Annotated in this window: 22 protein-coding genes; 17 read left to right on the plus strand and 5 right to left on the minus strand. The window is 41.8% G+C overall.

The window, feature by feature from the left end; genetic code table 11:
* Positions 1-68 precede the first annotated feature (68 nt).
* The 5 genes from ccpA to AC6IZR_RS03535 all read left to right on the plus strand — a co-directional run bounded on the left by ccpA (position 69) and on the right by AC6IZR_RS03535 (position 7294).
* Positions 69-1073, plus strand: a complete 1005-nt coding sequence (gene ccpA, locus AC6IZR_RS03515) for a catabolite control protein A (RefSeq protein WP_497848790.1) — start codon at positions 69-71, stop codon at positions 1071-1073.
* A gap of 141 nt (positions 1074-1214) precedes the next feature.
* Entirely contained in the window at positions 1215-2213 is a 999-nt protein-coding gene (locus AC6IZR_RS03520; RefSeq protein ID WP_003008161.1) for an LTA glycolipid anchor biosynthesis glycosyltransferase, IagA/BgsA family, read from the plus strand.
* A 1-nt stretch (position 2214) separates the two neighbouring features.
* Positions 2215-3537: a glycosyltransferase family 4 protein gene (locus AC6IZR_RS03525; RefSeq protein WP_049485662.1), complete on the plus strand. Its 1323-nt coding sequence runs from the start codon at positions 2215-2217 to the stop codon at positions 3535-3537.
* A 353-nt stretch (positions 3538-3890) separates the two neighbouring features.
* On the plus strand, positions 3891-5834 hold the full coding sequence (thrS, locus tag AC6IZR_RS03530) for a threonine--tRNA ligase (RefSeq protein ID WP_497848791.1): 1944 nt from the start codon (positions 3891-3893) through the stop codon (positions 5832-5834).
* Positions 5835-5942: 108 nt separating this feature from the next.
* A protein-coding gene (locus AC6IZR_RS03535; protein ID WP_497848792.1) for an IS3 family transposase occupies positions 5943-7294 on the plus strand; the annotation gives its coding sequence in 2 pieces (ribosomal slippage) (positions 5943-6384 and positions 6384-7294; 1353 coding nt in all).
* A 193-nt stretch (positions 7295-7487) separates the two neighbouring features.
* Here the strand turns inward: AC6IZR_RS03535 and AC6IZR_RS03540 are convergent.
* Positions 7488-8537, minus strand: coding sequence for a DUF389 domain-containing protein (locus AC6IZR_RS03540; protein WP_295348921.1), 1050 nt, complete (start codon positions 8535-8537; stop codon positions 7488-7490).
* Between the two features lie 886 nt (positions 8538-9423).
* On the opposite strand from AC6IZR_RS03540, the gene yycF reads away from it, so the two are divergent.
* From yycF to AC6IZR_RS03565, 5 genes are all read left to right on the plus strand, one after another.
* Positions 9424-10125, plus strand: a complete 702-nt coding sequence (gene yycF / locus AC6IZR_RS03545) for a response regulator YycF (RefSeq protein WP_049483721.1) — start codon at positions 9424-9426, stop codon at positions 10123-10125.
* Positions 10118-11470, plus strand: coding sequence for a cell wall metabolism sensor histidine kinase VicK (gene vicK / locus AC6IZR_RS03550; protein WP_497848793.1), 1353 nt, complete (start codon positions 10118-10120; stop codon positions 11468-11470). Before yycF ends, vicK begins: the two co-directional genes overlap by 8 nt.
* Before the next feature lie 7 nt (positions 11471-11477).
* Entirely contained in the window at positions 11478-12287 is an 810-nt protein-coding gene (gene walJ, locus AC6IZR_RS03555) for an exodeoxyribonuclease WalJ (RefSeq protein ID WP_049475139.1), read from the plus strand.
* A gap of 157 nt (positions 12288-12444) precedes the next feature.
* The gene (locus AC6IZR_RS03560; RefSeq protein ID WP_497848794.1) at positions 12445-12990 is read left to right on the plus strand and encodes a hypothetical protein; all 546 of its coding nucleotides are present in this window, start codon (positions 12445-12447) and stop codon (positions 12988-12990) included.
* Positions 12991-13023: 33 nt separating this feature from the next.
* Positions 13024-13410 (plus strand): YbaN family protein, encoded by a 387-nt coding sequence (locus AC6IZR_RS03565; protein WP_070466325.1) that lies wholly within the window; start codon positions 13024-13026, stop codon positions 13408-13410.
* 280 nt (positions 13411-13690) lie between these two features.
* Here AC6IZR_RS03565 and AC6IZR_RS03570 read toward each other — a convergent pair whose 3' ends face one another.
* Both AC6IZR_RS03570 and AC6IZR_RS03575 read right to left on the minus strand, forming a co-directional pair.
* Positions 13691-14341 (minus strand): hypothetical protein, encoded by a 651-nt coding sequence (locus AC6IZR_RS03570; protein WP_070466323.1) that lies wholly within the window; start codon positions 14339-14341, stop codon positions 13691-13693.
* A gap of 188 nt (positions 14342-14529) precedes the next feature.
* Entirely contained in the window at positions 14530-14748 is a 219-nt protein-coding gene (locus AC6IZR_RS03575; RefSeq protein ID WP_049497371.1) for a hypothetical protein, read from the minus strand.
* A 158-nt stretch (positions 14749-14906) separates the two neighbouring features.
* On the opposite strand from AC6IZR_RS03575, the gene AC6IZR_RS03580 reads away from it, so the two are divergent.
* Together AC6IZR_RS03580 and AC6IZR_RS03585 are read left to right on the plus strand one after the other, a co-directional pair.
* Entirely contained in the window at positions 14907-15080 is a 174-nt protein-coding gene (locus AC6IZR_RS03580; protein WP_497848936.1) for a helix-turn-helix domain-containing protein, read from the plus strand.
* Between the two features lie 14 nt (positions 15081-15094).
* Positions 15095-15238, plus strand: coding sequence for a hypothetical protein (locus AC6IZR_RS03585; RefSeq protein ID WP_497848795.1), 144 nt, complete (start codon positions 15095-15097; stop codon positions 15236-15238).
* Between the two features lie 31 nt (positions 15239-15269).
* Here the strand turns inward: AC6IZR_RS03585 and AC6IZR_RS03590 are convergent, their stop codons facing one another.
* The gene (locus AC6IZR_RS03590) at positions 15270-15794 is read right to left on the minus strand and encodes a DUF8453 domain-containing protein (protein WP_497848796.1); all 525 of its coding nucleotides are present in this window, start codon (positions 15792-15794) and stop codon (positions 15270-15272) included.
* 304 nt (positions 15795-16098) lie between these two features.
* On the opposite strand from AC6IZR_RS03590, the gene rnc reads away from it, so the two are divergent.
* The 5 genes from rnc to ftsY are packed head-to-tail and all read left to right on the plus strand — an operon-like array spanning position 16099 to position 23600.
* Positions 16099-16800: a ribonuclease III gene (gene rnc / locus AC6IZR_RS03595; RefSeq protein ID WP_497848797.1), complete on the plus strand. Its 702-nt coding sequence runs from the start codon at positions 16099-16101 to the stop codon at positions 16798-16800.
* Complete coding sequence (smc, locus tag AC6IZR_RS03600; RefSeq protein WP_497848798.1) at positions 16791-20327, plus strand: chromosome segregation protein SMC; 3537 nt, start codon at positions 16791-16793, stop codon at positions 20325-20327. The genes rnc and smc overlap by 10 nt, the downstream gene beginning before the upstream one ends.
* Positions 20317-21123 (plus strand): Cof-type HAD-IIB family hydrolase, encoded by an 807-nt coding sequence (locus AC6IZR_RS03605; RefSeq protein WP_497848799.1) that lies wholly within the window; start codon positions 20317-20319, stop codon positions 21121-21123. The genes smc and AC6IZR_RS03605 overlap by 11 nt, the downstream gene beginning before the upstream one ends.
* Positions 21120-21941 (plus strand): Cof-type HAD-IIB family hydrolase, encoded by an 822-nt coding sequence (locus AC6IZR_RS03610; protein ID WP_497848800.1) that lies wholly within the window; start codon positions 21120-21122, stop codon positions 21939-21941. Before AC6IZR_RS03605 ends, AC6IZR_RS03610 begins: the two co-directional genes overlap by 4 nt.
* Entirely contained in the window at positions 21942-23600 is a 1659-nt protein-coding gene (gene ftsY / locus AC6IZR_RS03615) for a signal recognition particle-docking protein FtsY (protein WP_497848801.1), read from the plus strand.
* A gap of 91 nt (positions 23601-23691) precedes the next feature.
* Here the strand turns inward: ftsY and zwf are convergent, their stop codons facing one another.
* Complete coding sequence (gene zwf / locus AC6IZR_RS03620; protein ID WP_257739021.1) at positions 23692-25158, minus strand: glucose-6-phosphate dehydrogenase; 1467 nt, start codon at positions 25156-25158, stop codon at positions 23692-23694.
* Positions 25159-25188: the final 30 nt, after the last annotated feature.

A 25188-nucleotide genomic window follows, 5' to 3' on the forward strand; every position in this document is an offset into this window, starting at 1 on the left:
ACAATACATGATAAAATAGGATTAATTAGAGAGTGAAAACGAAATTTTCAATAATGAAAGGAAATCTTATGAATACAGACGATACAGTAACGATTTATGATGTCGCCCGTGAAGCAGGGGTTTCAATGGCAACCGTTAGTCGTGTAGTAAATGGGAATAAAAACGTTAAAGAAAATACACGTAAAAAAGTTTTAGAAGTGATCGAACGCTTGGATTACCGTCCAAATGCTGTTGCGCGTGGTCTTGCTAGCAAGAAAACCACAACAGTCGGTGTTGTGATTCCGAACATCACGAATAGCTATTTCTCTACATTGGCTAAGGGGATCGATGACATTGCTGAAATGTACAAGTACAATATTGTTCTTGCAAATAGCGATGAAGACGATGACAAAGAAGTTTCAGTGGTAAATAACCTCTTTTCAAAACAAGTGGATGGGATCATTTTCATGGGCTATCATTTGACTGAAAAGATTCGCTCAGAATTTTCACGCTCTCGGACGCCAGTTGTCCTTGCTGGGACAGTGGATGTTGAACACCAATTACCAAGTGTCAATATCGACTACAAGCAAGCGACTGTGGATGCTGTTGCACAATTGGCAAAACACAACAAGAAAATTGCTTTTGTAAGTGGCCCATTGGTGGATGATATCAATGGAAAAATCCGTTTGGCGGGCTACAAAGAAGCTTTGAAAGCGAAAAAATTGAGCTATAGCGAAGGACTTGTCTTTGAATCCAAGTACCGTTATGATGAAGGTTACAACTTGGCAGAACGCATCATTGCGTCAAAAGCAACAGCTGCCTTTGTAACAGGGGATGAATTGGCTGCAGGTCTCTTGAACGGCTTGTCTGATAAGGGGATCAAGGTACCAGAAGACTTTGAAATTATCACCAGTGATGATTCACAAGTAACTCGTTACACGCGTCCAAATCTATCAACGATTGGTCAACCTTTGTATGACCTTGGTGCGATCAGTATGCGCATGTTGACCAAGATCATGCATAAAGAAGAGTTGGAAGAACGCGAAGTACTGTTGTCTCATACGATCAACCAACGTGGAACGACCAAAAAATAAGGATTAGTAGACTAGAGTCTCGACATGGGAAGACGTGTCTACTAGTCTGAGAGGTTAGAACAGAACTGTTCTAGCCTCTTTTTTATACTGCAAACAGGTAGAGACTTGCTGGGCACTCTTTATTTCGGTATAATAGAAAGTATGAAAGTTTTACTGTATTTAGAAGGAAAATCCGTATTACAAAAATCAGGAATTGGTCGAGCCTTGCAGCATCAAATGCATGCGCTTGATTTGGCTGGGATTCCGTATACGACAGATATTTTAGGAGATTATGATGTGGTGCATATCAATACCTATGGCCCACGGAGTTTCCTTTTGCTCCATGCAGCAAAGCGTCGTGGAAAGAAAGTCATCATGCATGGGCATTCAACCCGTGAGGATTTTGAAAATTCCTTTATCGGGTCTAACTTTTTTGCGCCCTTGTTTGGAAAGTATTTGGCTCACATGTACCAAAAGGCAGACTATGTGATCACGCCATCTGAGTATTCCAAACACCTGATTCAGTCTTATGGGGTGACTACACCGATTATCGCGGTTTCCAATGGAATTGATTTGGAAAAATACAAGAAGGATCCGAAAAAAGAAGAGGTCTTCCGCAAGCATTTTAATATCCAAGAAGGCCAAAAGGTTGTCATCTGTGCAGGGCTTTATTTTAAACGCAAAGGGATTGAAGATTTTGTAGAAGTGGCCCGTCGCATGCCGGATGTGCGCTTTATTTGGCTAGGTTCTATCAACAAATGGATCATTCCGCGTAAGATTCGTCGTATCGTGGAAAAGGATCATCCGAGTAATGTGGAATTCCCTGGCTACTTCAAGGGAGCGGTCTTCCAAGGGGCTATGACGGGTTCAGATGCTTTCTTCTTCCCATCTTATGAAGAAACAGAAGGAATCGTTGTTTTGGAAGCCTTGGCCAGTCATCAGCACACGGTCTTGCGGGATATTCCAGTATACAATGGCTGGATCGACGAGACGTCTTCTGAATTGTGCCATAATGTAGACGAATTTGTGGATTCCTTAAACAAGGTCTTGAACGGTCAAGTAGACAAGCGGGAGGCGGGCTACAAGGTTGCTGAAAGTCGTTCGATCGACTTAGTGGCTTATCAATTGGTCGAAGCCTATCAAACAGTTTTGGAGATGTAAGATGCGTGTAGGGTTATTTACAGATACCTATTTCCCGCAAGTTTCGGGAGTGGCGACCAGTATTCGGACGCTCAAAACAGAATTAGAAAAATTGGGTCACACGGTCTTTATCTTTACGACAACGGATAAAGATGTCAACCGCTATGAAGATTGGCAGATCATTCGGATTCCAAGTGTGCCTTTCTTCGCCTTTAAAGACCGTCGGGTCGCTTATCGTGGCTTCTCAAAGGCGCTTGCCATTGCCAAGCAATACCAACTGGATATTATCCATACCCAGACTGAGTTTTCACTGGGCCTTTTGGGAGTGTGGATTGGACGTGAGTTGCGGATTCCAGTCATTCATACCTACCATACCCAATATGAGGACTATGTCCGCTATATTGCAAGAGGCATGGTCATTCGCCCAAGTATGGTCAAATACATTGTGAGAAGTTATATGAATGATCTGGACGGAGTGATCTGTCCTAGTGAGATCGTTTATGACTTGCTCCAAAAGTACAAGGTCAAGGCAGAAAAACGCATTATTCCGACAGGGATTGATTTAGCCAAGTTTGACCGGCCAGAAATCACTCCGACAGAGACAGCAGCCCTTCGTGAAAAATATGAAGTCGCAGAAGATGAAACGCTTTTACTGAGTCTGTCGCGGGTTTCTTATGAAAAGAATATTCAGGCTGTTATTGCGGCCCTTCCTGATGTCCTCAAGGTCAATCCAAAAGTTAAGTTGATCGTGGCTGGAGATGGTCCTTATTTGGATGATTTGAAAAAACAAGCGGCGAAACTGGGGATTTCAGATGCGGTTGTCTTTACAGGGATGATCCCACCAAATGAGACCGCTCTCTACTATAAGGCGGCTGACTTCTTTATTTCAGCTTCAACGAGTGAGACGCAAGGGTTGACCTATTTAGAGAGTATTGCAAGTGGTACTCCGATTATCGCTCATGGAAATCCTTATCTCGATCATGTGATTGATGACCCTATGTTTGGAAAGCTCTTTTATGAGGAGAGCGATCTGGCACAAGCGATTCTTGAAGCGATTGACGAGATGCCTGCAATTGATGAGACCAAGTGGGCAGAAAAGATTGATGATATTTCTGCAGCAACCTTTGGCCGTCGGGTCTACGAATTTTACTTGGATAAAATCATCTCTAAAGACTTTTCAAATGATTTGAATCCTGAGCAAAGTCGGGTTAAGCGGATGTCTAAGACCATTGTGAAAATTCCGACCAAGGTGATTGCTCTTCCGGTCAATGGATCTGTGAAGATGATGAAGGCTTCGGTCAAACAAGTGAAGAAAATCCGTAAAATCACGCATTTCTTTGATTGAAAATGAAACTTTTTCTTGCAAAATTTTTCAATCGTGCTATAATAACTGACAGAGACATATCAAATCTAGGAAATCTGATAGAGAGCGCGTGGGGCTGGAAATCGCGTAGAGGATAGGTTTGGGACTACTCGTGATTCTTTTATGCAAACATAAAACGGTGGCTACGTTAGAGCCAATCAGAGGTGTCCCTCTTTTTTGAGGAACATAAATGAAGGTGGAACCACGTTGCGACGTCCTTTCGAGGAGGTCGCTTTTTTGATTTCTTCATGAAGACATCAAAAGGAGTGACGATTCCAATGTTCAAAGACACCTCCCACCCATTTAGCTACTAAAAACTTTATAAGGAGAAAATCATGATTAAGATTACTTTCCCAGATGGCGCTGTTCGTGAATTCGAATCTGGCGTTACTACTTTTGAAATTGCCCAATCTATCAGCAATTCTTTGGCTAAAAAAGCTCTTGCTGGTAAATTCAACGGCAAATTGATTGACACAACTCGTGCCATCACCGAAGATGGAAGCATTGAAATCGTGACACCTGATCACGAAGACGCTCTTCCCATCTTGCGTCACTCAGCAGCTCACTTGTTTGCCCAAGCAGCTCGTCGCCTCTTCCCAGATATCCACTTGGGTGTTGGTCCAGCGATTGAAGATGGTTTCTACTACGATACAGACAACCAAGCTGGTCAAATCTCTAACGAAGACCTTCCTCGTATCGAAGAAGAAATGAAGAAAATCGTGAAAGAAAACTTCCCATCTGTTCGTGAAGAAGTGACCAAAGATGAAGCGCGTGAAATCTTCAAAAATGATCCGTACAAATTGGAATTGATCGAAGAACATTCAGAAGACGAAGGTGGGTTGACCATCTACCGTCAAGGTGAATACGTTGACCTTTGCCGTGGCCCACACGTCCCATCAACTGGTCGCATCCAAATCTTCCACCTTCTTAACGTTGCTGGTGCTTACTGGCGTGGTAATAGCGACAATGCCATGATGCAACGGATCTATGGTACAGCATGGTTTGACAAGAAAGACTTGAAGAACTACCTTCAAATGCGTGAAGAAGCTAAAGAACGTGACCACCGTAAACTTGGGAAAGAGCTTGATTTGTTCATGATTTCTCAAGAAGTTGGTCAAGGTCTTCCATTCTGGTTGCCAAATGGTGCGACCATCCGTCGTGAGTTGGAACGCTACATCGTTGATAAAGAAGTAGCAGCAGGCTACCAACACGTCTACACTCCACCAATTGCTTCTGTAGAACTTTATAAAACTTCAGGTCACTGGGATCACTACCGCGAAGACATGTTCCCACCAATGGATATGGGGGATGGAGAAGAGTTTGTTCTTCGTCCAATGAACTGCCCTCACCACATTGAAGTCTACAAACACCATGTGCACTCTTACCGTGAATTGCCAATCCGTATCGCTGAAATTGGTATGATGCACCGTTATGAAAAATCTGGTGCTCTGACTGGTTTGCAACGTGTCCGTGAAATGTCTCTGAATGATGGTCATACTTTTGTGGCTCCAGAACAAATCGAGGAAGAATTCAAGAAGATCCTTCAATTGATCATCGATGTGTATGAAGACTTTAACTTGACGGATTACCGTTTCCGCTTGTCTTATCGTGATCCTGAAGACAAACACAAATACTTTGACAACGATGAAATGTGGGAAAATGCGCAACGCATGTTGAAAGCAGCCGTTGATGATATGGGTGTTGAGTACTATGAAGCTGAAGGGGAAGCAGCCTTCTACGGACCAAAATTGGATATCCAAGTGAAAACAGCTCTTGGTAAAGAAGAAACTCTTTCTACTATCCAATTAGACTTCTTGCTTCCAGAACGCTTTGATCTTCATTACATTGGAGCAGACGGAGAAGAACACCGTCCAGTTATGATCCACCGTGGGGTTATCTCAACCATGGAACGCTTCACAGCGATCTTGATTGAAAATTACAAGGGTGCCTTCCCAACCTGGCTTGCGCCACACCAAGTAACCCTCATCCCAGTATCGAACGAAAAACACGTGGACTACGCTTGGGAAGTAGCTAAGAAACTTCGTGATCGTGGTGTTCGTGCCGATGTGGATGAACGCAATGAAAAAATGCAGTTCAAGATCCGTGCTTCTCAAACACAAAAGATTCCTTACCAATTGATCGTTGGGGACAAGGAAATGGAAGAGCAGGCTGTAAACGTTCGCCGTTATGGTCAAAAAGAAACAGAAACCATGCCGGTAGATGCATTTGTAGAATTGATTCTTGCAGATATTGCAAATAAATCTCGTGTTGAGAAATAAAACGATCACAGTCTGAGAAATATTTTTTTGTAAGAAAAAGCAACAACTATTTTGAACTGCACCCCAAAAGTTAGACAGAAAAAATCTAACTTTTGGGGTGTTTTTATTATGAAATTGACTTATAAAGATAAAGTTCAGATCTATGAACTTAGAAAACAAGGATATAGCTTAGAGCAACTTTCAAATAAATTTGGGATAAACAATTCTAATCTTAGGTACATGATTAAATTGATTGATTGTTATGGAATAGAGTTCGTCAAAAAAGGAAAAAATCGTTACTACTCTCCTGAATTAAAACAAGAAATGATTGATAAAGTTCTACATGAAAACTGGTCTCAAGATAGAGTTTCTCTCGAATATGCTCTCCCAAATCGTGGTATGCTTCCAAATTGGATGGCACAATACAAGAAAAACGGGTATACTATTGTTGAGAAAACAAGAGGGAGAGTACCTAAAATGGGACGTAAACGTAAGAAAACTTGGGAAGAAATGACAGAACTAGAGCGGCTCCAAGAAGAGAATGAACGCTTACGTACCGAGGTGGCTTACTTAAAAAAGTTAAAAGAGCTAGAAGTCAGGGACGAAGCCTTACAACTAGAAAGGCAGAGACAATTAGAGAAATGGCTTCAGGAGGATTTCGACTAGATTTACTTCTTGAAGCGGCTCGTTTACCTCGCTCAACTTACTACTATCAGTTGAAGCAACTGGATAGGTTTGACAAAGATAAAGATCTTAAAGCTGAAATTCAATCTATTTTTACTGAGCACAAAGGAAATTATGGCTTTCGCCGAATGACTCTTGAATTGAGAAATCGTGGTTATGTGGTCAATCACAAAAGAGTTCAACGCCTGATGAAGGTCCTTGGTTTAAGTGCTCGAATTCGTCGTAAACGGAAGTATTCTTCATACCAAGGAGAGATTGGAAAGAAAGCAGCCAACCTTATTCAACGCCAATTTGAAGCATCCAAACCAATAGAAAAGTGCTACACAGATGTGACAGAATTTACCATTCCAGCAAGCAGTCAAAAACTCTATTTATCGCCGGTTTTAGATGGCTTTAATAGCGAAATTATCGCCTATAATCTTTCGACTTCACCAAATTTAGAACAAGTGAAATCTATGTTAGACCAGGCCTTCAGTGAGGATCATTACACAAATACTATTCTCCATAGTGACCAAGGATGGCAGTATCAACATCAGTATTATCATCATTTTTTAGAGGATAAAGGAATCCAACCGTCCATGTCACGTAAAGGAAACAGCCCAGATAATGGCATGATGGAGTCCTTCTTTGGCATTCTTAAGTCTGAGATGTTTTACGGTTATGAGAAGACATTTCACTCACTTGAGCAATTGGAGCAAGCTATTGTAGACTATATTGATTATTACAACAACAAACGAATTAAGGTAAAACTAAAAGGACTCAGTCCTGTGCAATACAGAACTAAATCCTTTGGATAAATTAATTGTCTAACTTTTTGGGGTCAATACATTTCAGTTGTTGCTTTTTCTATTTTGTTTAACCTGAGCTAGTAGTGATTGGTCAAACCACCACAAATAGTATCCTTATCAACAATCCTTTCTATCCATTAACTTTTGGATATAGGATATCCTCCTAAGATTTGCTTCCATGAGTTAGATAAGTTGACTATCCTCAGTCCTTGTCTGCTTCATTTTCTTTTACGAGATCGTTTTGTGAATCTTTTTCAGAGAGTTTTTGATCGATATACTTGTCAATGTTTTCGTAAAATTCCTTGGTCGTCTCACTGTCTAATTTTGTCGAATTATGGACTTGATTGACTTTCAATTGAACAGATTGAATACCGTAAGAGTCTTGTTTTTGGCGAATGGTTTCTAATTCTTCTTCTGAAATCGGATCTCCAACAACTGTCAAGACCAATTCATTGCTGCTTGACTTGTAGACTTGATTAATGATCGTATGATTGGCGAACTCTTTTCCTACAAACTGTTTGATCCCTTCTTTTCGTGCTTGATCCATCGTCAGAGTGACTGCTGAATAGCTGGCTGGAAGAACCAATAATACAATCAAGGATATCAACCCAATTCTCATTTTCATGTTTAGCTCTTTAAATGAACTTAAGGGAGATTGTCTCATCATAATTCTTGTTCCAACAATATTGATTAGCATGATAAAGACACAGTTGATCAAGAAAAGATAGAGAGCCCCAAATAAAAATCGTACATTTCCATTAGCTAAACCATAACCTGCAGTGCAGATAGGTGGCATCAGAGCTGTTGCAATGGCTACTCCTGGCACGATATTGTTTGCTTCTTTTTTTCTTGAACCAATGACACCTGCTATCCCACCCGCAATAGCAATGAGAACATCCCAAATGGTTGGAGAGGTTCGTGCGATCAATTCGCTACTTGCATAAGATAAGGGAGAAATCCAGAAATATAGAGTCGAGACAAGCAAACTGACCAATACTTGAGTAAATAAAACCCCTAGAGATTGCTTGATTAAACGCGTATCAAAAATAGCTAAACCAAACCCCAGTCCAATAATCGGTGTCATAAGAGGGGAAATCAGCATGGCTCCAATAATGACAGCTGTTGAATTCATATTTAGACCTATAGAGGCAATAAAAATCGAACACATCAAAATCATTGTATCTCTTAATCGAACATGAAGGTCATCATATAGTTTCTCGCGGAATTCACGTGTTGAATAGTTTCCGGACATTGGTTACTCCTTTTATTTCATATAATCTTGTTTCTGCATGGATGATGGTAGAGAGACTTCTGTCCAAACTGACATGTTTTTAATTCTTACCTGTGATTCTTTTGAACATTATCTTTTAAATATCCATCAGTCCATCCTTGATATTATATCAAAAATTTTACAGTCTTTCTCTGAAGAAATCTATCAATTGAACAGATAGAGAAAGCCAGAAATTTTAGATTCTTATTCAAAGAAGGAAGAAAAACGATATCTCCTCTGAAAGTAGATACCGTTTTGATGTTTAAACATGATGAGTTTGTAGCAGCAATCCTAGCAGATATCGCCAACAAATCACGTGTTGAGAAATAATGAAAAAATAAAAAGATTGAGGATAAAACAATCTAAAAAACCTTCCTTAGGTGAGTAAGAACGTCAGCGAACTTCTATGAAGTTCCAAAACTCCCGAGTGAGAGTGGGACAGAAATTGGTAATTCGTTAGAATTCGATTTCGTCGTCCCACCTCCGCACAGTTGAGTAGGGCTGTAAAAGCTGATGAAATCAGCGTAGTAGAGCCCACTCAACCACTGCGTCTTGCTCGACAATCCAAAAACAATTAAGAGGCTATGATTTCTGTCCCACTCTCACTTTTCTCACGACGGAAAGTTTTTAATAAATGATTCATTCATTCTAACAAGTAGGAAATTAACTTTTTTTAGAATCATTCAAGTGATTTTATCTTCTACATATCATTCGTTTTTTCTGAGACTGAGATTTTAACTTCTCGGTCTTTTTTACCCTTTCTTATTGGAAAGTTCAGCAATTGAGGCTCCACATTTCTTCATAAGTTTGATATAATAAGAGGATAGAGATTGATTAGGAAAAGAAGCATTAGAAACAGGTATGTAAGATGAAAAAAATATTAGTAGTTGATGATGAAAAACCAATTTCAGATATTATCAAATTTAACATGGCAAAAGAGGGCTATGAAGTCTTGACAGCCTTTGATGGCCGAGAAGCTTTGGAAGTCTTTGCGGCTGAGAATCCGGATATTATTATTCTAGATTTGATGTTGCCAGAGATTGATGGTCTGGAAGTGGCGCGTACGATTCGCAAGACCAGCAATGTGCCCATCATTGTCCTTTCTGCCAAAGATACGGAATTTGATAAGGTGATCGGACTTGAAATTGGTGCGGATGACTATGTGACTAAGCCATTCTCTAATCGAGAATTGCAAGCACGTGTGAAGGCCTTGTTGCGTCGTTCGGAGTTTGCGGCTGATCCTCAGCTTGAAAATGAGGCCGATACGGAAATTGTAATTGGTGATCTTCACATCCTTCCAGACGCTTTCTTGGTTCAAAAGGCCAACAAAGAATTGGACTTGACCCATCGTGAGTTTGAATTGCTCTATCACCTTGCGACCCATGTCGGTCAAGTCATGACTCGTGAGCACCTTCTTGAGACGGTGTGGGGCTATGATTACTTTGGTGATGTTCGGACGGTGGATGTGACGGTTCGTCGTTTGCGTGAAAAAATCGAGGATACACCGGGGCGTCCAGAATATATCTTGACCCGCCGTGGTGTCGGATATTATATGAGAAACAATGATTGATCTAATAAAACAATTTGTCATGTCGTCGAACTTTGTCTTTGTTCTGATTACGGTTGGGTTTATCATTGTGGTTGCCTTGCTTCTCCTAGAAAACCGTAGGGACAATATCAAGCTCCGACAACTAAACGCCAAAATTAAAGATCTGATTGCTGGGGATTACTCTGAAGTGGTCGACATGCAAGGAAGCCCAGAGCTGACCGATATGACCAACAGTATCAATGATCTATCTGAGGTCATTCGTCTGACGCATGAAAACCTAGAGCAGGAAACCAAGCGGCTGACTAGTATTCTAGCCTATATGACAGATGGAGTGCTTGCGACCAATAGACGGGGTCAGATCATCATGGTCAATGAAATGGCAGCCAAGCAATTGAACGTCAATCCGGACGAGGTTCTCAATACCAGTATTCTTGATTTGCTTTCGCTTGGAGACGACTATGATTTGCGAAGCTTGATTACTGAAGTACCAGAGTTAACCATCGATTCCCAGGATGAAAATGGGGAGTACTTAAGCCTTCGTGTGCGCTTTGCCTTGATTCGTCGCGAATCAGGTTTTATCTCTGGTCTGGTAGCTGTCTTGCACGATACGACAGAGCAGGACAAGGAAGAACGGGAACGTCGCCTCTTTGTCTCCAATGTAAGTCATGAACTGCGAACACCTTTGACCAGTGTGAAATCCTATCTGGAAGCCCTAGATGATGGCGCTTTGTCAGAGCCGGTGGCACCAGATTTTGTCAAGGTTTCACTGAATGAAACCAACCGCATGATGCGCATGGTCACAGATCTTTTGAGCTTGTCACGAATCGATAATGAAACTAGTCAGTTGGACATCGAGTTGACCAACTTTACAGCCTTTATTACCTTTATTTTAAACCGGTTTGATAAGATCAAGAGTCAATCGCAAGAAGATACCAAGAAGTATGAACTGATCCGTGAATATCCAATCACCCCGATTTGGGTTGAAATTGATACGGATAAAATGACCCAGGTAATCGACAATATCTTGAATAATGCCATCAAATACTCACCCGATGGTGGGAAAATCAGGGTAGGGATGAAAACAACAGATGCCCAGTTGATTATCTCTATCTCAGATGAGGGCTTGGGAATTCCCAAGAAAGACTTGCCACGCATTTTTGATCGCTTTTACCGAGTGGATAAGGCGCGTAGTCGGGCCCAAGGTGGGACGGGTCTGGGCTTAGCCATTGCTAAGGAGATCATTAAGCAACACAAAGGCTTTATTTGGGCCAAGAGTGAATATGGTAAGGGATCTACCTTTACCATTGTCTTGCCGTACGACAAAGATGCGATTAAAGACGACTGGGATACAGAAGAGGAAGAATAAGGAGTCAATGACAGAAGAGGGATTTAAGTACAGTATTTTAGCTTCAGGTTCTAGTGGAAATTCTTTTTACCTTGAGACACCAAAGAAAAAACTGCTCATTGATGCAGGGCTCTCAGGGAAAAAGATTACGGGACTATTGGCTGAAATTGATCGCAAACCAGAAGATTTAGATGCCATTCTGATTACGCACGAACACTCAGACCATATCCATGGTGTGGGTGTTTTAGCGCGGAAATATGGGATGGATCTATATGCTAATGAAGCCACTTGGAAGGCTATGGAAGGTACCAAGTATCTAGGAAAGGTCGATGATGCTCAAAAGCATATCTTTGAAATGGGGAAGACCAAAACATTTGGCGATATCGATATCGAAAGTTTTGGGGTCAGTCACGATGCTGCAGCCCCTCAATTCTATCGCTTGATGAAGGATGGGAAGAGCTTTGTCATGCTGACGGATACGGGCTATGTGAGTGATCGCTTAGCAGGAATCGTCGCGGATGCGGATGGCTATCTAATTGAGTCCAACCATGATGTAGAAATTCTTCGAGCAGGTTCGTATGCTTGGCGTTTGAAGCAACGGATCTTGTCTGATCTGGGTCACCTTTCTAATGAAGATGGGGCAGATGCCATGATCCGGACCTTGGGAAATCGTACCAAGAAGATTTATCTGGGGCATTTGTCAAAAGAGAACAATATCAAAGAATTAGCCCATATGACCATGGAGAACCAACTGGCCAGAGCAGATCTAGCAGTCGGTCATGATTTTGAGGTGCTGGATACCTCACCAGACACCGCGACCCCTTTGACGAAGATATAAGATAGAAAACCACCCGCGGGTGGTTTTTTGATAGCTGTTGAAAATCCTTTCATCTAGTAATGAATTTGCTCTTTGCCCTAAATTTGTGTATGATAAGAAAGAGTGAATTCTGAATGAGAGTCATGTTTTGTACGATCAAAGAAGAGGAACAATAGAAATGAAAAAGATGATGTTATTACTGGCAAGTTTAGTTGCTTTAACAGCTTGTAGTCAGTCTAAGCAAGATACGAAAGAGTCAACCTCCACTCAAACGGCGAAGGAAACAAAAGTATCAGAGTCTTCTAAAGAAGAAAAAGAATTGAAATTTGTGGTAGCACCTCAGTATGAAGGTAAAACATCTGAGCTAATTGAGTTAGGAAAAAAATTGGTCAAGGAACATCCTGAACTCGGAAGTGAAGGTAATATGGCGCTCTACTTCACGGGAGCTATTTCTGAAGGAAGAGCGGCACTCATGTTGGTCAATAAGACAGATGTGGATATCAAGAAAGATTTGAATTTTTCGATTTCTTGGTCTTATGATGGAAAATCTATTCTTGACAATCAAAAGGTTAGCTATTTTATCAAGGATAGTGGGGAATTACCTTCTCATACAGCAACTATGATATTATTACCATTGAACGAGGAGCAAATGAAGATTGTCGATGGAATGTCAGACCCTTCTAAGATGATACTTCGAATGTCAGATGTGAATGCTGTAGAGTGATTACGAAAAAAGAAACATACAAAGGAGAAGTAAATGCGCCTTGTTTATCTTACGATTGGTTTTGTGTCTTTGGGATTAGGAATTATTGGGATTCCTTTGCCGATTTTACCGACGACTCCCTTTTTACTGCTATCGATGGCCTGCTTTGCTAAAAGTTCCAAACGCTTTGAAACTTGGCTCTACCAAACCAAGCTTTATCAAACCTATGTAGCGGATTACCGAGAGACCAAATCGATTGCCAAAGAACGGAAGAAATGGATCCTTCTTCAGATCTACATTCTGATGGGCATTTCCATCTATCTGGCCCCGATTATTTGGGTGAAGCTCGCTTTAGGAACTTTGACGATTTTTATCACCTTTTATCTCTTAAAAGTGATCCCCAATAAGCCTGAAAAACCAACAGAAGAACATCCTGAGTAAAAATAGAGAATTCAGGACCTAGAACTAGGAAAAGAAGTGCGTTCGTGCTTCTTTTTTGGTATCTGAAACTTACAGTGAAGGAAAAAGCCAAATGCATGAAATTAATGGCCAACGTTGCTCACGAAATTGAACTGCGAGCGCTTGAATCAAAAATTGAAAAAGAGGTGTAGAAAAAATGGCAAATGAAGTAGAAAAAACAGCCATCAATGAAGTGTTGAGGACTGTTACACTAATTAATAAAAGGTTTGAAGAAATCATTGAATTACAACGTCAACAAGATCTAGCTATTTTTATCTTCGTGGTGTTCTTGATGCAAAAGATCAAGACCCTTAATGCTCGATAAAATAAGACCATTTTCTTTATAATCAGAATCTCGAAAACGTAAAGTATTAGATGTGATCAGATTGTAATCTGAACGTTCTAGCAATGATAAAATTTTATCTAACTTTTGATTTAACTTTTTATCAATAGATTCGAGAGTTGTAGCTTTGTCAAGACGGCTAATAGGCATTTTAAAGTTTTCAAAACTTTGCATTTTAGATTTGAGGTCAACTTTTGATTCTTCGATTCTTGACACATCTGTATCATAAAAAGTAGTACGGGTCGTGATGACATCAAAAGGAAGTTTTCCACCAGATTCTATGATCGGTACAAGTGGAAGCTCTAGCGCTTGTCTAAAACCTAGTTCGTAAAATGCATTTGGATTGTGTTCTGTCATATCCGCAACAACCATATGAGCAGTTTTTAGGTAGTTTATAATCGTTTCATTGATATTGTCTACTGCATTGACATGGTCAACGCGAATCGGTTTATAACCTAAATCTTCGCAAACTGGAGCAATAAGGTATTTATATACTTTGTCAGCCCGTTCTCTTGTGGGAGTACCAGATTCCCCAATTGCGCTTATAATGAAACAAACTTTATCAGACATAAATACTAACCCCAATCGTTTTTAGTTTATTATACCAAATAACGATAGGGAATTAAATAATAAGAAGGTGAAAGAATGAAACCTAAACGATATCCGTATAGCGGAAAAAGAAAAAAGCCTATCGAGGTGTCGATAGACTTACTAACAAGAATTAGCGCTTTTGAAGTAAAAGCAGCCAATTTGGCAAGTCACGAAATATTCAGAATTCCATCTTCACATTCTTCAACTGTATAACCTGCACTTATGCACTCGGAAATAATTTCATCTTTAGGAATTGCATAAAGCGATGGATCTATGTGACAAACCTTATATAATGGATCGCTTAGAATTGTTTGAATGGTGCGATCTAAATCATCCCAGTTATAGTTAGGATAATTCTTTTGAGGTCTAGGTCGTAATTTTGACATAGTGTTTCTCCTTTCTATTGAACTCTTGACTAAAACGGTGAGAGGTCTCAATCAAGATATATTATACGATAACAAACATTATTTGTCAATATATAGTGATAGAAAGGATTAAATATGTTACACATACACAACATATAGTGTTTAAAATGTAGGGAAAGATTGAACAACAATTAAAATCAAGGGACTGGTCGGTGTATCGACTAGCTAAAAAGTTAGGTATTTCTCAATCGAATTTTTCCAACTTAAAGACTGGAAAATTGAAAGAGATGTCTTGGACGAATATGTGCAAATTAGCTGATGCACTGGAGGTCAGCTTGGACGAATTTAGATAGGAGGTGAAAATTACATGGCTACTGCAAATGTTGATGTTGTATACGAAATTTATGCAAATAATATTAATGACGCTATTGATGCAAAAAATAAAATCATCGCCAACACGCTTGACGATGAAAAAGTACGTATCAATATTAAAACAAGTAGAGATGTTTGAACTGTAGTTCGTTATGACAATGGAACTAAAATTAGCGAAACGCACGTAACAGCGCCATTGTAGATTGTCTTATAGTGCTTGGAATCTCATCTGTTTTGTTAGATTCATTTAGAGTGTATGACATAGTCAAACCTATATTTGTATCCAGTGTAAAAGTATCTTGGTATACTTTCCTATTGTTATCTCTGTATGAAATCGTGATTTTCGATGATCCTTTAAAATCATCTTCAATATTAGAAGTGAATTTTTGACCAGGAGCAATCATATTTCCAATAAGAGATTTAAAATTATGCTGATTATAGATACCTAGATCTCCATTGACGGTTATGTCGGTAATATAGGCAGGCGTCTTACCAAAATTTTTAATAACATAAACTCTTTGTCGGTCCTTTATTTCAAATACATCGACAAAAATATTTACATATGGCCTAGCCATATCTTCCTCGGCTCGTTTTGTGCGATGAAGGAATACAATATTAAAAAAGAACCCTACTAGAGCAATAACTACAGTTGTATACAATGTCCAAGTTTGGACTTCAAGTTCAGTAAAAGGCATATCAAGTCCTCCTTTCTGAGATCATTATACCAGAAAGGGGTAAAAAAATAGGTAAGTGCAAGAAATAAAACCTACTATAAGAAATGGGTGTTAAGTTGGTAATATATAGAAATGCGCCAGTTGAAGAAAGTTAAAATTCATGGAGTAATTTTACAAAACGTGGTATTTAACTTATTTGATCGATATCCAAACACACCTAAAATATAGCAAAAACAACCAATAGTATCTAATAGATATCTAATGGTAATCATATTAAAATTTTGGTATACTTAAAGGTATGAATTTATTAGAAAGTAGGCTTCCTATGGAGAAATTACAAGCCCTGTTATCGGAACGGTTTCAGATCGTTTTTTCAGATAGCAGTTTATTAGATACAGCTTTTACACACACGTCTTATGCCAATGAGCACCGCCTCTTAAAAATTTCACATAACGAACGTTTGGAATTTTTAGGAGACGCTGTTCTTCAATTAGTTATTTCCGAATATTTGTATAAGGAACACCCAAACAGACCGGAGGGAGATTTGTCCAAATTCCGTTCTATGATTGTCCGTGAAGAAAGTCTGGCTGGCTTTTCTCGGGATTGCCAATTTGATCATTTCATCAAACTAGGCAAGGGCGAAAAAAAATCTGGTGGTCGGGACCGTGATACGATTCTTGGTGACTTATTTGAAGCCTTTTTAGGTGCTCTTTTACTGGATCAAGGAGTGGAAGCAGTCAAACGCTTCATCTATCAGGTCATGATTCCAAAGGTTGAAACGGGTCAATTTTCTCAAGTCATTGACTACAAGACCCGCCTGCAAGAACTGTTACAGGTTCACGGGGATGTGGAGATCCAGTACCAAGTGGTGAATGAGTCTGGTCCCGCTCATGCAAAGGAGTTTGAAGTGGAAGTGTTCGTGAACGGTCAAACGATGGGACATGGTCATGGTCGTTCCAAGAAATTAGCGGAGCAGGAAGCAGCCCGCAATGCAGTTGAAACGAGGAATGATGGGCCATGTATCTAAAAGAGATTGAAATCCAAGGCTTTAAATCCTTTGCGGATAAGACAAAAGTCGTATTTGACAAAGGGGTCACTGCCGTTGTAGGGCCTAATGGATCTGGAAAATCAAATATCACGGAGAGCTTGCGCTGGGCCCTGGGGGAATCCAGTGTCAAGAGTCTACGTGGGGGCAAGATGCCCGATGTCATCTTTGCAGGGACAGAATCGCGTAAACCGCTGAATTATGCCTGTGTCACAGTTGTCTTAGATAATCAAGATGGTTTTATCCAGCAGGCAGGGAAAGAAATTCGTGTTGAACGGCATATTTATCGCTCGGGAGACAGCGAGTACAAGATCGATGGCAAGAAAGTACGTCTCAGAGATGTTCATGATTTGTTCATGGATACGGGATTGGGACGTGATTCCTTCTCTATTATTTCCCAAGGACGGGTAGAGGAGATCTTTAACTCCAAACCGGAAGAACGCCGGGCTATCTTTGAAGAAGCTGCAGGTGTCTTGAAATTTAAGACGCGGCGCAAGGAAACCGAGACCAAACTCAACCAAACCCAGGAGAATTTGGACCGTCTGGAGGATATCCTCTATGAATTAGAAGGACAAATCCAACCTCTTGAAAAGCAAGCGACTGTCGCTCGCCGTTTCTTGGAATTAGACCAAGAACGGCAGGTTCTCTTGCTGGATGTTTTAGTTGCTCAAGTCGATTTGACAAAGGACCTTTATGAAAAGGCTGATCAAGAAGAAAAGGCCATTCAAGAACAGTTGGCTTCTTATTACCAACGTCGTCAGGTCTTAGAAGAAGATAATGTACGTATCAAGAAAGCCCGCCATCATTTGGATGAGAGTTTAGCTGAGGACCAGGCCAGCTTGCTTGAGGTTACTCGTTTGATCAGCGATTTGGAAAAGCAAATCGAAGTAGCTAAGTTGCAATCGAGTCAAGCAGCCCATAGTCGCAGGGAAAATCTTGAGCGGCTGGATGCTGTTTTGGCCCGTCTGGAAGAAGCGAAACAAGAGCTGGCGCAAAAACAAGAGACGCTAGCTGTGCTCCAACAAAGACTGACAGAGAACCGTCAGCAACAAGAAGAGTTGGAAAAAGAATTAGCCAACTACGAAGAAGATCCGGAACAAGTCATTGAGCATCTACGCGAGCAGTATGTCGCGCTCTTGCAGACAGAGGCTGAAAAATCGAATGAGCGGACAGCGATTGAGAGCCGGATCCAAGCACTCCTGCAAGAATCAAGCCATCGTCAAGAGGATTTGACCAAAGCACAAACAAACTTTGAAGCTGCCAAGGAAAAAGAAGTCCGACAATTGGAAGAGTTGGATCAGGCACAAGCGACGGTCAAAGGCCTATTAGCAGAATACCAAGAGCAATTGGTAAAAGTGGAGCAGGCCAAAGCTGCCTACCAAGAGGCTCAAGCGGCCATGTTTGACTTGATGGATGAGAGCAAGAATAAGCGGGCGCGGATTAATAGCTTGGAAGCTATTCAGAAGAATCATAGTAACTTCTATGCAGGCGTCAAGAGCGTTTTGCAAGAAGCAGAACGGTTAGGAGGCATCTGTGGGGCTGTTAGTGAGAATTTGAGTTTCTCAAAAGACTACCAGACAGCGCTTGAAATTGCTCTGGGAGCTAGCAGCCAACAGATCATTGTCGAGGATGAAAAGGCTGCAACGCGAGCGATCGATTTCTTGAAACGCAATCGCTTGGGACGGGCAACTTTCCTTCCGCTAACGACCATCAAAGCCCGTCAACTATCCCCTCGGAATCTGGAATTGATTCAAGCCAGTGCAGGATTTCTAGGAATTGCGAGTGACTTAGTGACCTATGAGCATCGGTTTGAACAGATTTTCCAAAACCTGCTTGGCGTAACGGCCATCTTTGACACGACGGAGCATGCGCGTGAGGCGGCTCGTAAAGTCAACTATCAAGTTCGTATGGTGACCTTGGATGGGACCGAATTGCGGACCGGAGGATCGTATGCCGGTGGTGCCAATCGCTCCCAAAATACGGTCTTTGTCAAACCAGAATTGGATAGTTTGAAGCAGGAAATGCAAGCTCTGGATGCTCGTTTAAGAGAAGCAGAGCAGGAGGTTGAGGCCAAGGACAATCTGCTCAAGCAGGCGCAAGAATACTTGGCTTCTATTCAAAGCCAGGGTGAGCAAGCGCGTCTGGAGCAACAGCGGGCCCAATTGGCCTACCAACAAAGCCAAGAGCAACTGAAAGAAATTCAGGAACTCTTAGAAGCTTTGAAGTCAGAATTGGCAACAGATGCGACCCAGTCTCTCCAAGAAGAGCTGGAATCCCTTACTGAGCAATTGGCAAAAATTGAGCTTCAAAAAGAAAATTTGAATCGCGACATTGAAACCATGAAGTCGGACAAAGATGTTCTGCAACAAAAAGTGCAAAACCTGCAAGAGCAATTGGCAGAATTGCGACTTCAACAGACGGAATGTAAGAGCCAACAAAGCTATGAGCAAACAGATGCTCGTCGCTTGGAAGAAACGATCTCCCAGTTGGAAGTAGAAGAGCATCAGTTACAATTGCTGATTGAACAAGGCGAGGCCCAAGTTCAGACGGTGGATGTGGAGCAACTAGCCAATCAATTGGCACAGGCACAAGCCAAGAAAACGGACTTGGAACAAGGAGTCATTCGGAAACGCTTTGAGCTGGATGATTTGGAAGGCCAGGCCGAAGATGTTGCTGAACAGATGGAACAAGCGCGCAAGAAAAACGAAGAGTGGATTCGTCAACAAGCCAAGGCTGAAGCGACACGTGAAAAGCATGCGGATCGTTTGAACAAGCTCTTAACGCAAATTACCGATGAATTCATGCAAAGCTTTGACCAAGCCAAAGAGCAGGCCAAACCTGTTGAAAATCTTGCTGCAGCTGAAAACCAGCTCAAGAGCATCGAAAAAGATATTAAGGCACTTGGTCCAGTCAATGTGGATGCGATCGAGCAGTACGATGAGGTGAAGGGGCGCTTTGATTTCCTTTCCAGCCAGCGCGAGGATGTCTTGGCTGCGAAAAATATGCTTCTGTCTACCATTAACGACATGAATGACGAAGTCAAGGAACGTTTTAAATCAACTTTTGAAGCCATTCGTGAATCCTTTAAAGTCACTTTCCGTCAAATGTTTGGTGGGGGTTCTGCTGATTTGATTCTGACAGAGCCAGATCTTCTGACAGCTGGTGTTGAGATTTCTGTGCAGCCACCTGGTAAAAAGATCCAATCCTTAAACCTCATGAGTGGTGGAGAAAAAGCCTTGTCTGCCTTGGCCCTCTTGTTCTCGATCATTCGTGTCAAGACCATTCCATTTGTCATTCTGGATGAGGTAGAGGCCGCCTTGGATGAGGCCAATGTCAAGCGCTTTGGTGATTATCTCAACCGCTTTGATAAGGAAAGCCAATTTATTGTCGTGACGCACCGGAAGGGAACCATGTCAGCTGCAGATTCCATCTATGGTGTGACTATGCAGGAATCTGGGGTTTCTAAAATCGTCTCAGTAAAATTGAAAGACTTAGAAAATGAAGAATAAAGATATTAAATTGATCGCTACGGATATGGATGGAACCTTTTTAAATGACCAACATCAGTACGATCAAGACCTTTTACGCAAGGTGCTAGCAAGCTGCAAAAAGAAAGGAATTTATTTTGCTGCTGCAAGTGGCCGTGCCCTCCTTTCACTCAAATCCCTCTTTAAAGGATTTGAAGACCAGATGATTTTCATTGCTGAAAATGGTAGTGTGGTAGAATTTCATGGAGAAGATCTCTACGAAGCGACCATGTCCAAGGACTTTTATTTGGGGGTTTTTGAGGCTTTGAAATCCTCCCCTTATGCAGACCCGAATAAATTGCTTTTGACAGGGAAAAAGGGGAGCTATGTCTTGGAAACAGTAGATCCCGACTATCTGGCCTTGAGTCAGCACTACAATGAAAATATTCAAAAAGTGAAAAGCCTAGCAGATATTCAGGATGAAATTTTCAAATTGACCACCAACTTTGATGCAGCTCTTGTACTCGAAGGTGAACAATGGGTCACTGAGAATATCCCCGGTGTCAAAGCGATGACGACAGGTTTTGAATCGATTGATATTGTCCTCGATTATGTTGATAAGGGAGTGGCGATTACTGCCTTAGCGGATAAACTAGGGATCTCGATGGATCAGGTGATGGCTTTTGGAGATAACCTAAATGACCTCCATATGATGCAAGTCGTGGGCCATCCTGTAGCGCCAGAAAATGCACGTCCTGAAATCTTATCGATTGCTGAAACAGTCATCGGCCACCATGCGACTGGTTCTGTCCTCCGCTACATGGAGGAAATTGTATGAGTCAGATTTCCTTGATTGCGCTGGATTTAGATGGGACCCTTCTCAATTCAGAAAAAAAGATCTCCCCTCGCAATAGAGCAGCCCTCGCTGCTGCACAGGCCCAAGGTGTCAAGGTGGTTCTAACCACTGGTCGCCCCTTGAAAGCCATGGATTTTCTTTTGGAAGAATTGGGAACAGCAGGCCTCAAAGAAGAGTATACGATTACCTTCAACGGTGGTCTAGTGCAGCGAAATAATGGAGAAATCCTCTCAAAAGTTGTCTTGGCGCCAGAAGATGTCGCAACCATTCATAATGAAACAGCCCGTCTAGGCCTTCCGCTGGATGCTATCAGTGAGGGAACGGTTTATGAGATTCATGCAGATCGAAAGTCTCTCTATTCCCTTTACAATCCCTACCTGAACTTTATTGAGACAGATTTTAAAGACCTGCCATCCACGATTTCCTACAACAAGTGTGTGACAGCCGTCGATCAAGACTTTTTAGATGCAGCGATCAAGCAGATCAAGCCGGACTTATTTCAAGACTATGAAATTTTTAAATCTCGGGAAATGTTGCTGGAATGGTGCCCTAAAAATGTTCACAAGGCAACGGGCTTAGAGGCGCTGGCAGCTATTTTGGGCCTTAAGGCAGATCAAGTCATGGCCTGTGGAGATGAAGCCAATGACCTGTCTATGATCCAGTGGGCTGGACTGGGGGTTGCCATGGGCAATGCGATTCCAGCAGTGAAGGAAGTTGCAGCGCTTGTGGCTCCTGTGACTAATGACCAGGATGCCGTCGCATGGGCAATTGAAAATTATGTGCTAAAGGAGAGTGAATAAATGGGATTATTTGATCGTTTATTTGGAAAAAAAGAAGATACTGAAAAAGTGCTTCCGTCTTCTGAAGAAGTGACGGAAAGTACGGAGGTTGAAGAAACTGTCAAAGAGGAGCCGACGGCTACCTTAAATGACAAGGAAGAGCAAAAAATCTCTGATATGGAGGCTTACTACCAAGAGCTCAAAGCGCGAATTGCAGCCACTCATCAACCTGTTTCAACCGTTGCTCAAGAAGAGCTGGCAGAGGAACCTCTTGTTGAAGAAAATGTGACTTCAGAGACTCATGAAGACCAAGCAGCGGGAGAGGAGTCTCCGGTTGTCTTTGAACCCGCTCAAACAGAAACAACTCCTGAAGAAGTTTCACCTGTAGCTGATGAAACGGAAACTGAGCCTCTTGAAGAAGTGAAAATTGAAGCGGAAGAAACTGAAGATGGTGAGGAAGCAGATGGGGCTAACGGTTCAGAAATGGAAGAAGAGTCACCAATTGCCTCTCCATCATCTGACGCTGAGCTAGTAGAAGGGAGCACGACAGAAGAGGAGTCTCCAGAACTAGTAGAAGCTCAGGATGAGGTTTCAGAACCTGAAGTATCAGAAGCGATTGCTCAAGTGGAGGAAACTTCAGAAGTGGCAGAAGCCGAGTCCAGACTTCCTCAAGGAGAAGCTGCTTCAGCCGTTGAGGAAAGAACTGTTGAAGAGGCAGAAGAGCCAATTCCAGACGAGGTTGAGCCAGAGCAAGAAACCATTCAGGAAAAATACGATCGTAGCTTGAAAAAGACACGGACTGGATTTGGAGCACGCCTCAATGCCTTCTTTGCCAATTTCCGTTCAGTCGATGAAGAATTCTTTGAGGAATTGGAAGAACTCTTGATCATGAGTGACGTTGGGGTTCAAGTGGCCTCTAATTTAACCGAAGAGTTGCGCTATGAAGCCCGTTTGGAAAATGCCAAAAAACCAGATGCTCTCAAGCGCGTGATCATCGAAAAATTGGTGGACTTGTATGAAAAGGATGGCCAATTTAATGAAGCCATTCGTTTTCAAGATGGTCTTACGGTCATGCTCTTTGTTGGGGTCAATGGAGTTGGTAAAACAACCTCTATCGGGAAGTTAGCCCACCGCTACAAACAAGAAGGCAAGAAAGTCATGTTGGTTGCAGCAGATACTTTCCGTGCAGGAGCAGTAGCTCAACTGGCAGAATGGGGACGCCGCGTAGATGTTCCAGTTGTAACAGGTCCTGAAAAATCAGATCCTGCTAGCGTCGTCTTTGATGGAATGGAACGTGCAATCGCTGAAAACATTGATGTTCTGATGATTGATACGGCGGGTCGTCTGCAAAACAAGGACAACCTCATGGCGGAGCTGGAAAAAATCGGTCGCATTATCAAGCGTGTGGTACCTGATGCACCGCATGAAACCTTGCTGGCCCTTGATGCATCGACTGGTCAAAATGCCTTGGTGCAAGCCAAAGAATTTTCAAAAATTACGCCTGTGACAGGAATTGTATTGACCAAGATCGATGGAACGGCTCGAGGTGGGGTCGTCCTTGCGATTCGTGAAGAGTTGGACATTCCAGTGAAGTTGATTGGATTCGGAGAAAAGATTGATGATATCGGACCATTCCATTCAGAAAACTTCATGAGAGGCCTCTTGGAAGGCTTGATTTAAGAGTCGAATAGAAAAAGACAAATTGTTGGAAGGACAATTTGTCTTTTTGTTTCCTTGCGCTATCAAAAAAACCACCCGAAGGTGGCTTTCCTTAATTCTTAGGTTCAGGTTTCCAAACCCATTCGGCTCCGTATTCTGCAAGGAGATCATCGGATGCAGTTGGTCCCATGGATCCAGACTTGTATTCATAGAGTGGTGCTCCATTTTCGGCCCATAGTTTTTCAATCCGGTCAATCAATTGCCATGAAGCACGGACTTCGTGCCAGTGGCTGTAATTGGTTGAGTCATTGTTCAAAACATCGAAAATTAATTTTTCATAAGGCTCTGGTGAAGCCCCAGTTGCGGTCGCATCTGTTTCGTAATCAAAGGAAATCGGTGCGATACTGAATTTTTCTCCGACCTCTTTTCCGTTGATGCTCAATGAGAAACCTTCATTTGGTTGGATATAAATGGTCAGGACATTTGGTTGCAAGCTATGTCCAAAGATGGAGTCGGTTTGCTTGAAGACCACATTGACCATGGTTCCTTTTTGCGTCAAGCGTTTTCCGGTACGGAAGAAGAAAGGTACTCCGCGGAAGCGATCGCTATCAACAAAGAATGCACCAGAAGCATAGGTTTCCGTAGTAGATTCAGGGTCGACATTGGGTTCACTGCGATAAGAGATATCTTTTTTCCCTTCGATCGTACCTGAATGGTATTGACCACGGATAAAGAATTTCTTTAATTCGTCATCTGTTGGATTGTGCAATTGCTCAAAAACTTTAACTTTTTCTGCCCGAATCGCATCCTTAGTAAAGGTGGCTGGTTTATCCATAGCAAGCAAAGACAAAAGCTGAAGGGTATGGTTTTGCACCATATCTCGAAGGGCCCCCGAGTGATCATAGTAGCCACCGCGTTCTTCAACCCCCAAGCGTTCAGCAAAAGTAATTTGGATATTGTCAATAAAATCTCGGTTCCAAAGATTATCAAAAATAAGATTTCCAAAACGAATGGCAAAGATATTTTGGATCATTTCTTTTCCAAGGTAATGGTCGATCCGGAAGATTTGTTCTTCATCAAAGGTTTCTTCCAATTCCTTGTTGAGCTGACTTGCCGTTTCTAGGTCTGTACCGAAAGGTTTTTCAACGATCAAGCGCTCAAAGCCTTGCCCATCCACAATGCCTTCTGATTTGAGGTGTTTGGCAATGGTTCCAAAAAATTGAGGAGCCATGGACAAGAAGAAAACCTTGTTGTGTTCCGTTTGGTATTTTTCATCCAAGCTGTTTTGCAATTCGCGCAGGGCGATGTAATGTTCGGTATCATTGACATCATGGCTTTGGTAGTAGAAATGACTAGCGAATTCTTGAGCTTGTTGAGGGCTATCTGCCAGATCTGTGATAGATTCTACCACAACTGATTCAAAGTATTCCTTGCTCCATGGTCTGCGGGCTGTTCCGATAACCGCAAAGTTTTCAGATAGATTTCCTGATTTATAGAGTCTAAAAAGGGATGGGTAGAGTTTGCGCTTGGCTAAATCTCCACTGGCCCCGAAAATGGTTACAATAACTTTTGAAGACATTTAAGTACCTATTTCCTATTTTATTAACCA

This window comes from Streptococcus mobilis (assembly GCF_059727625.1).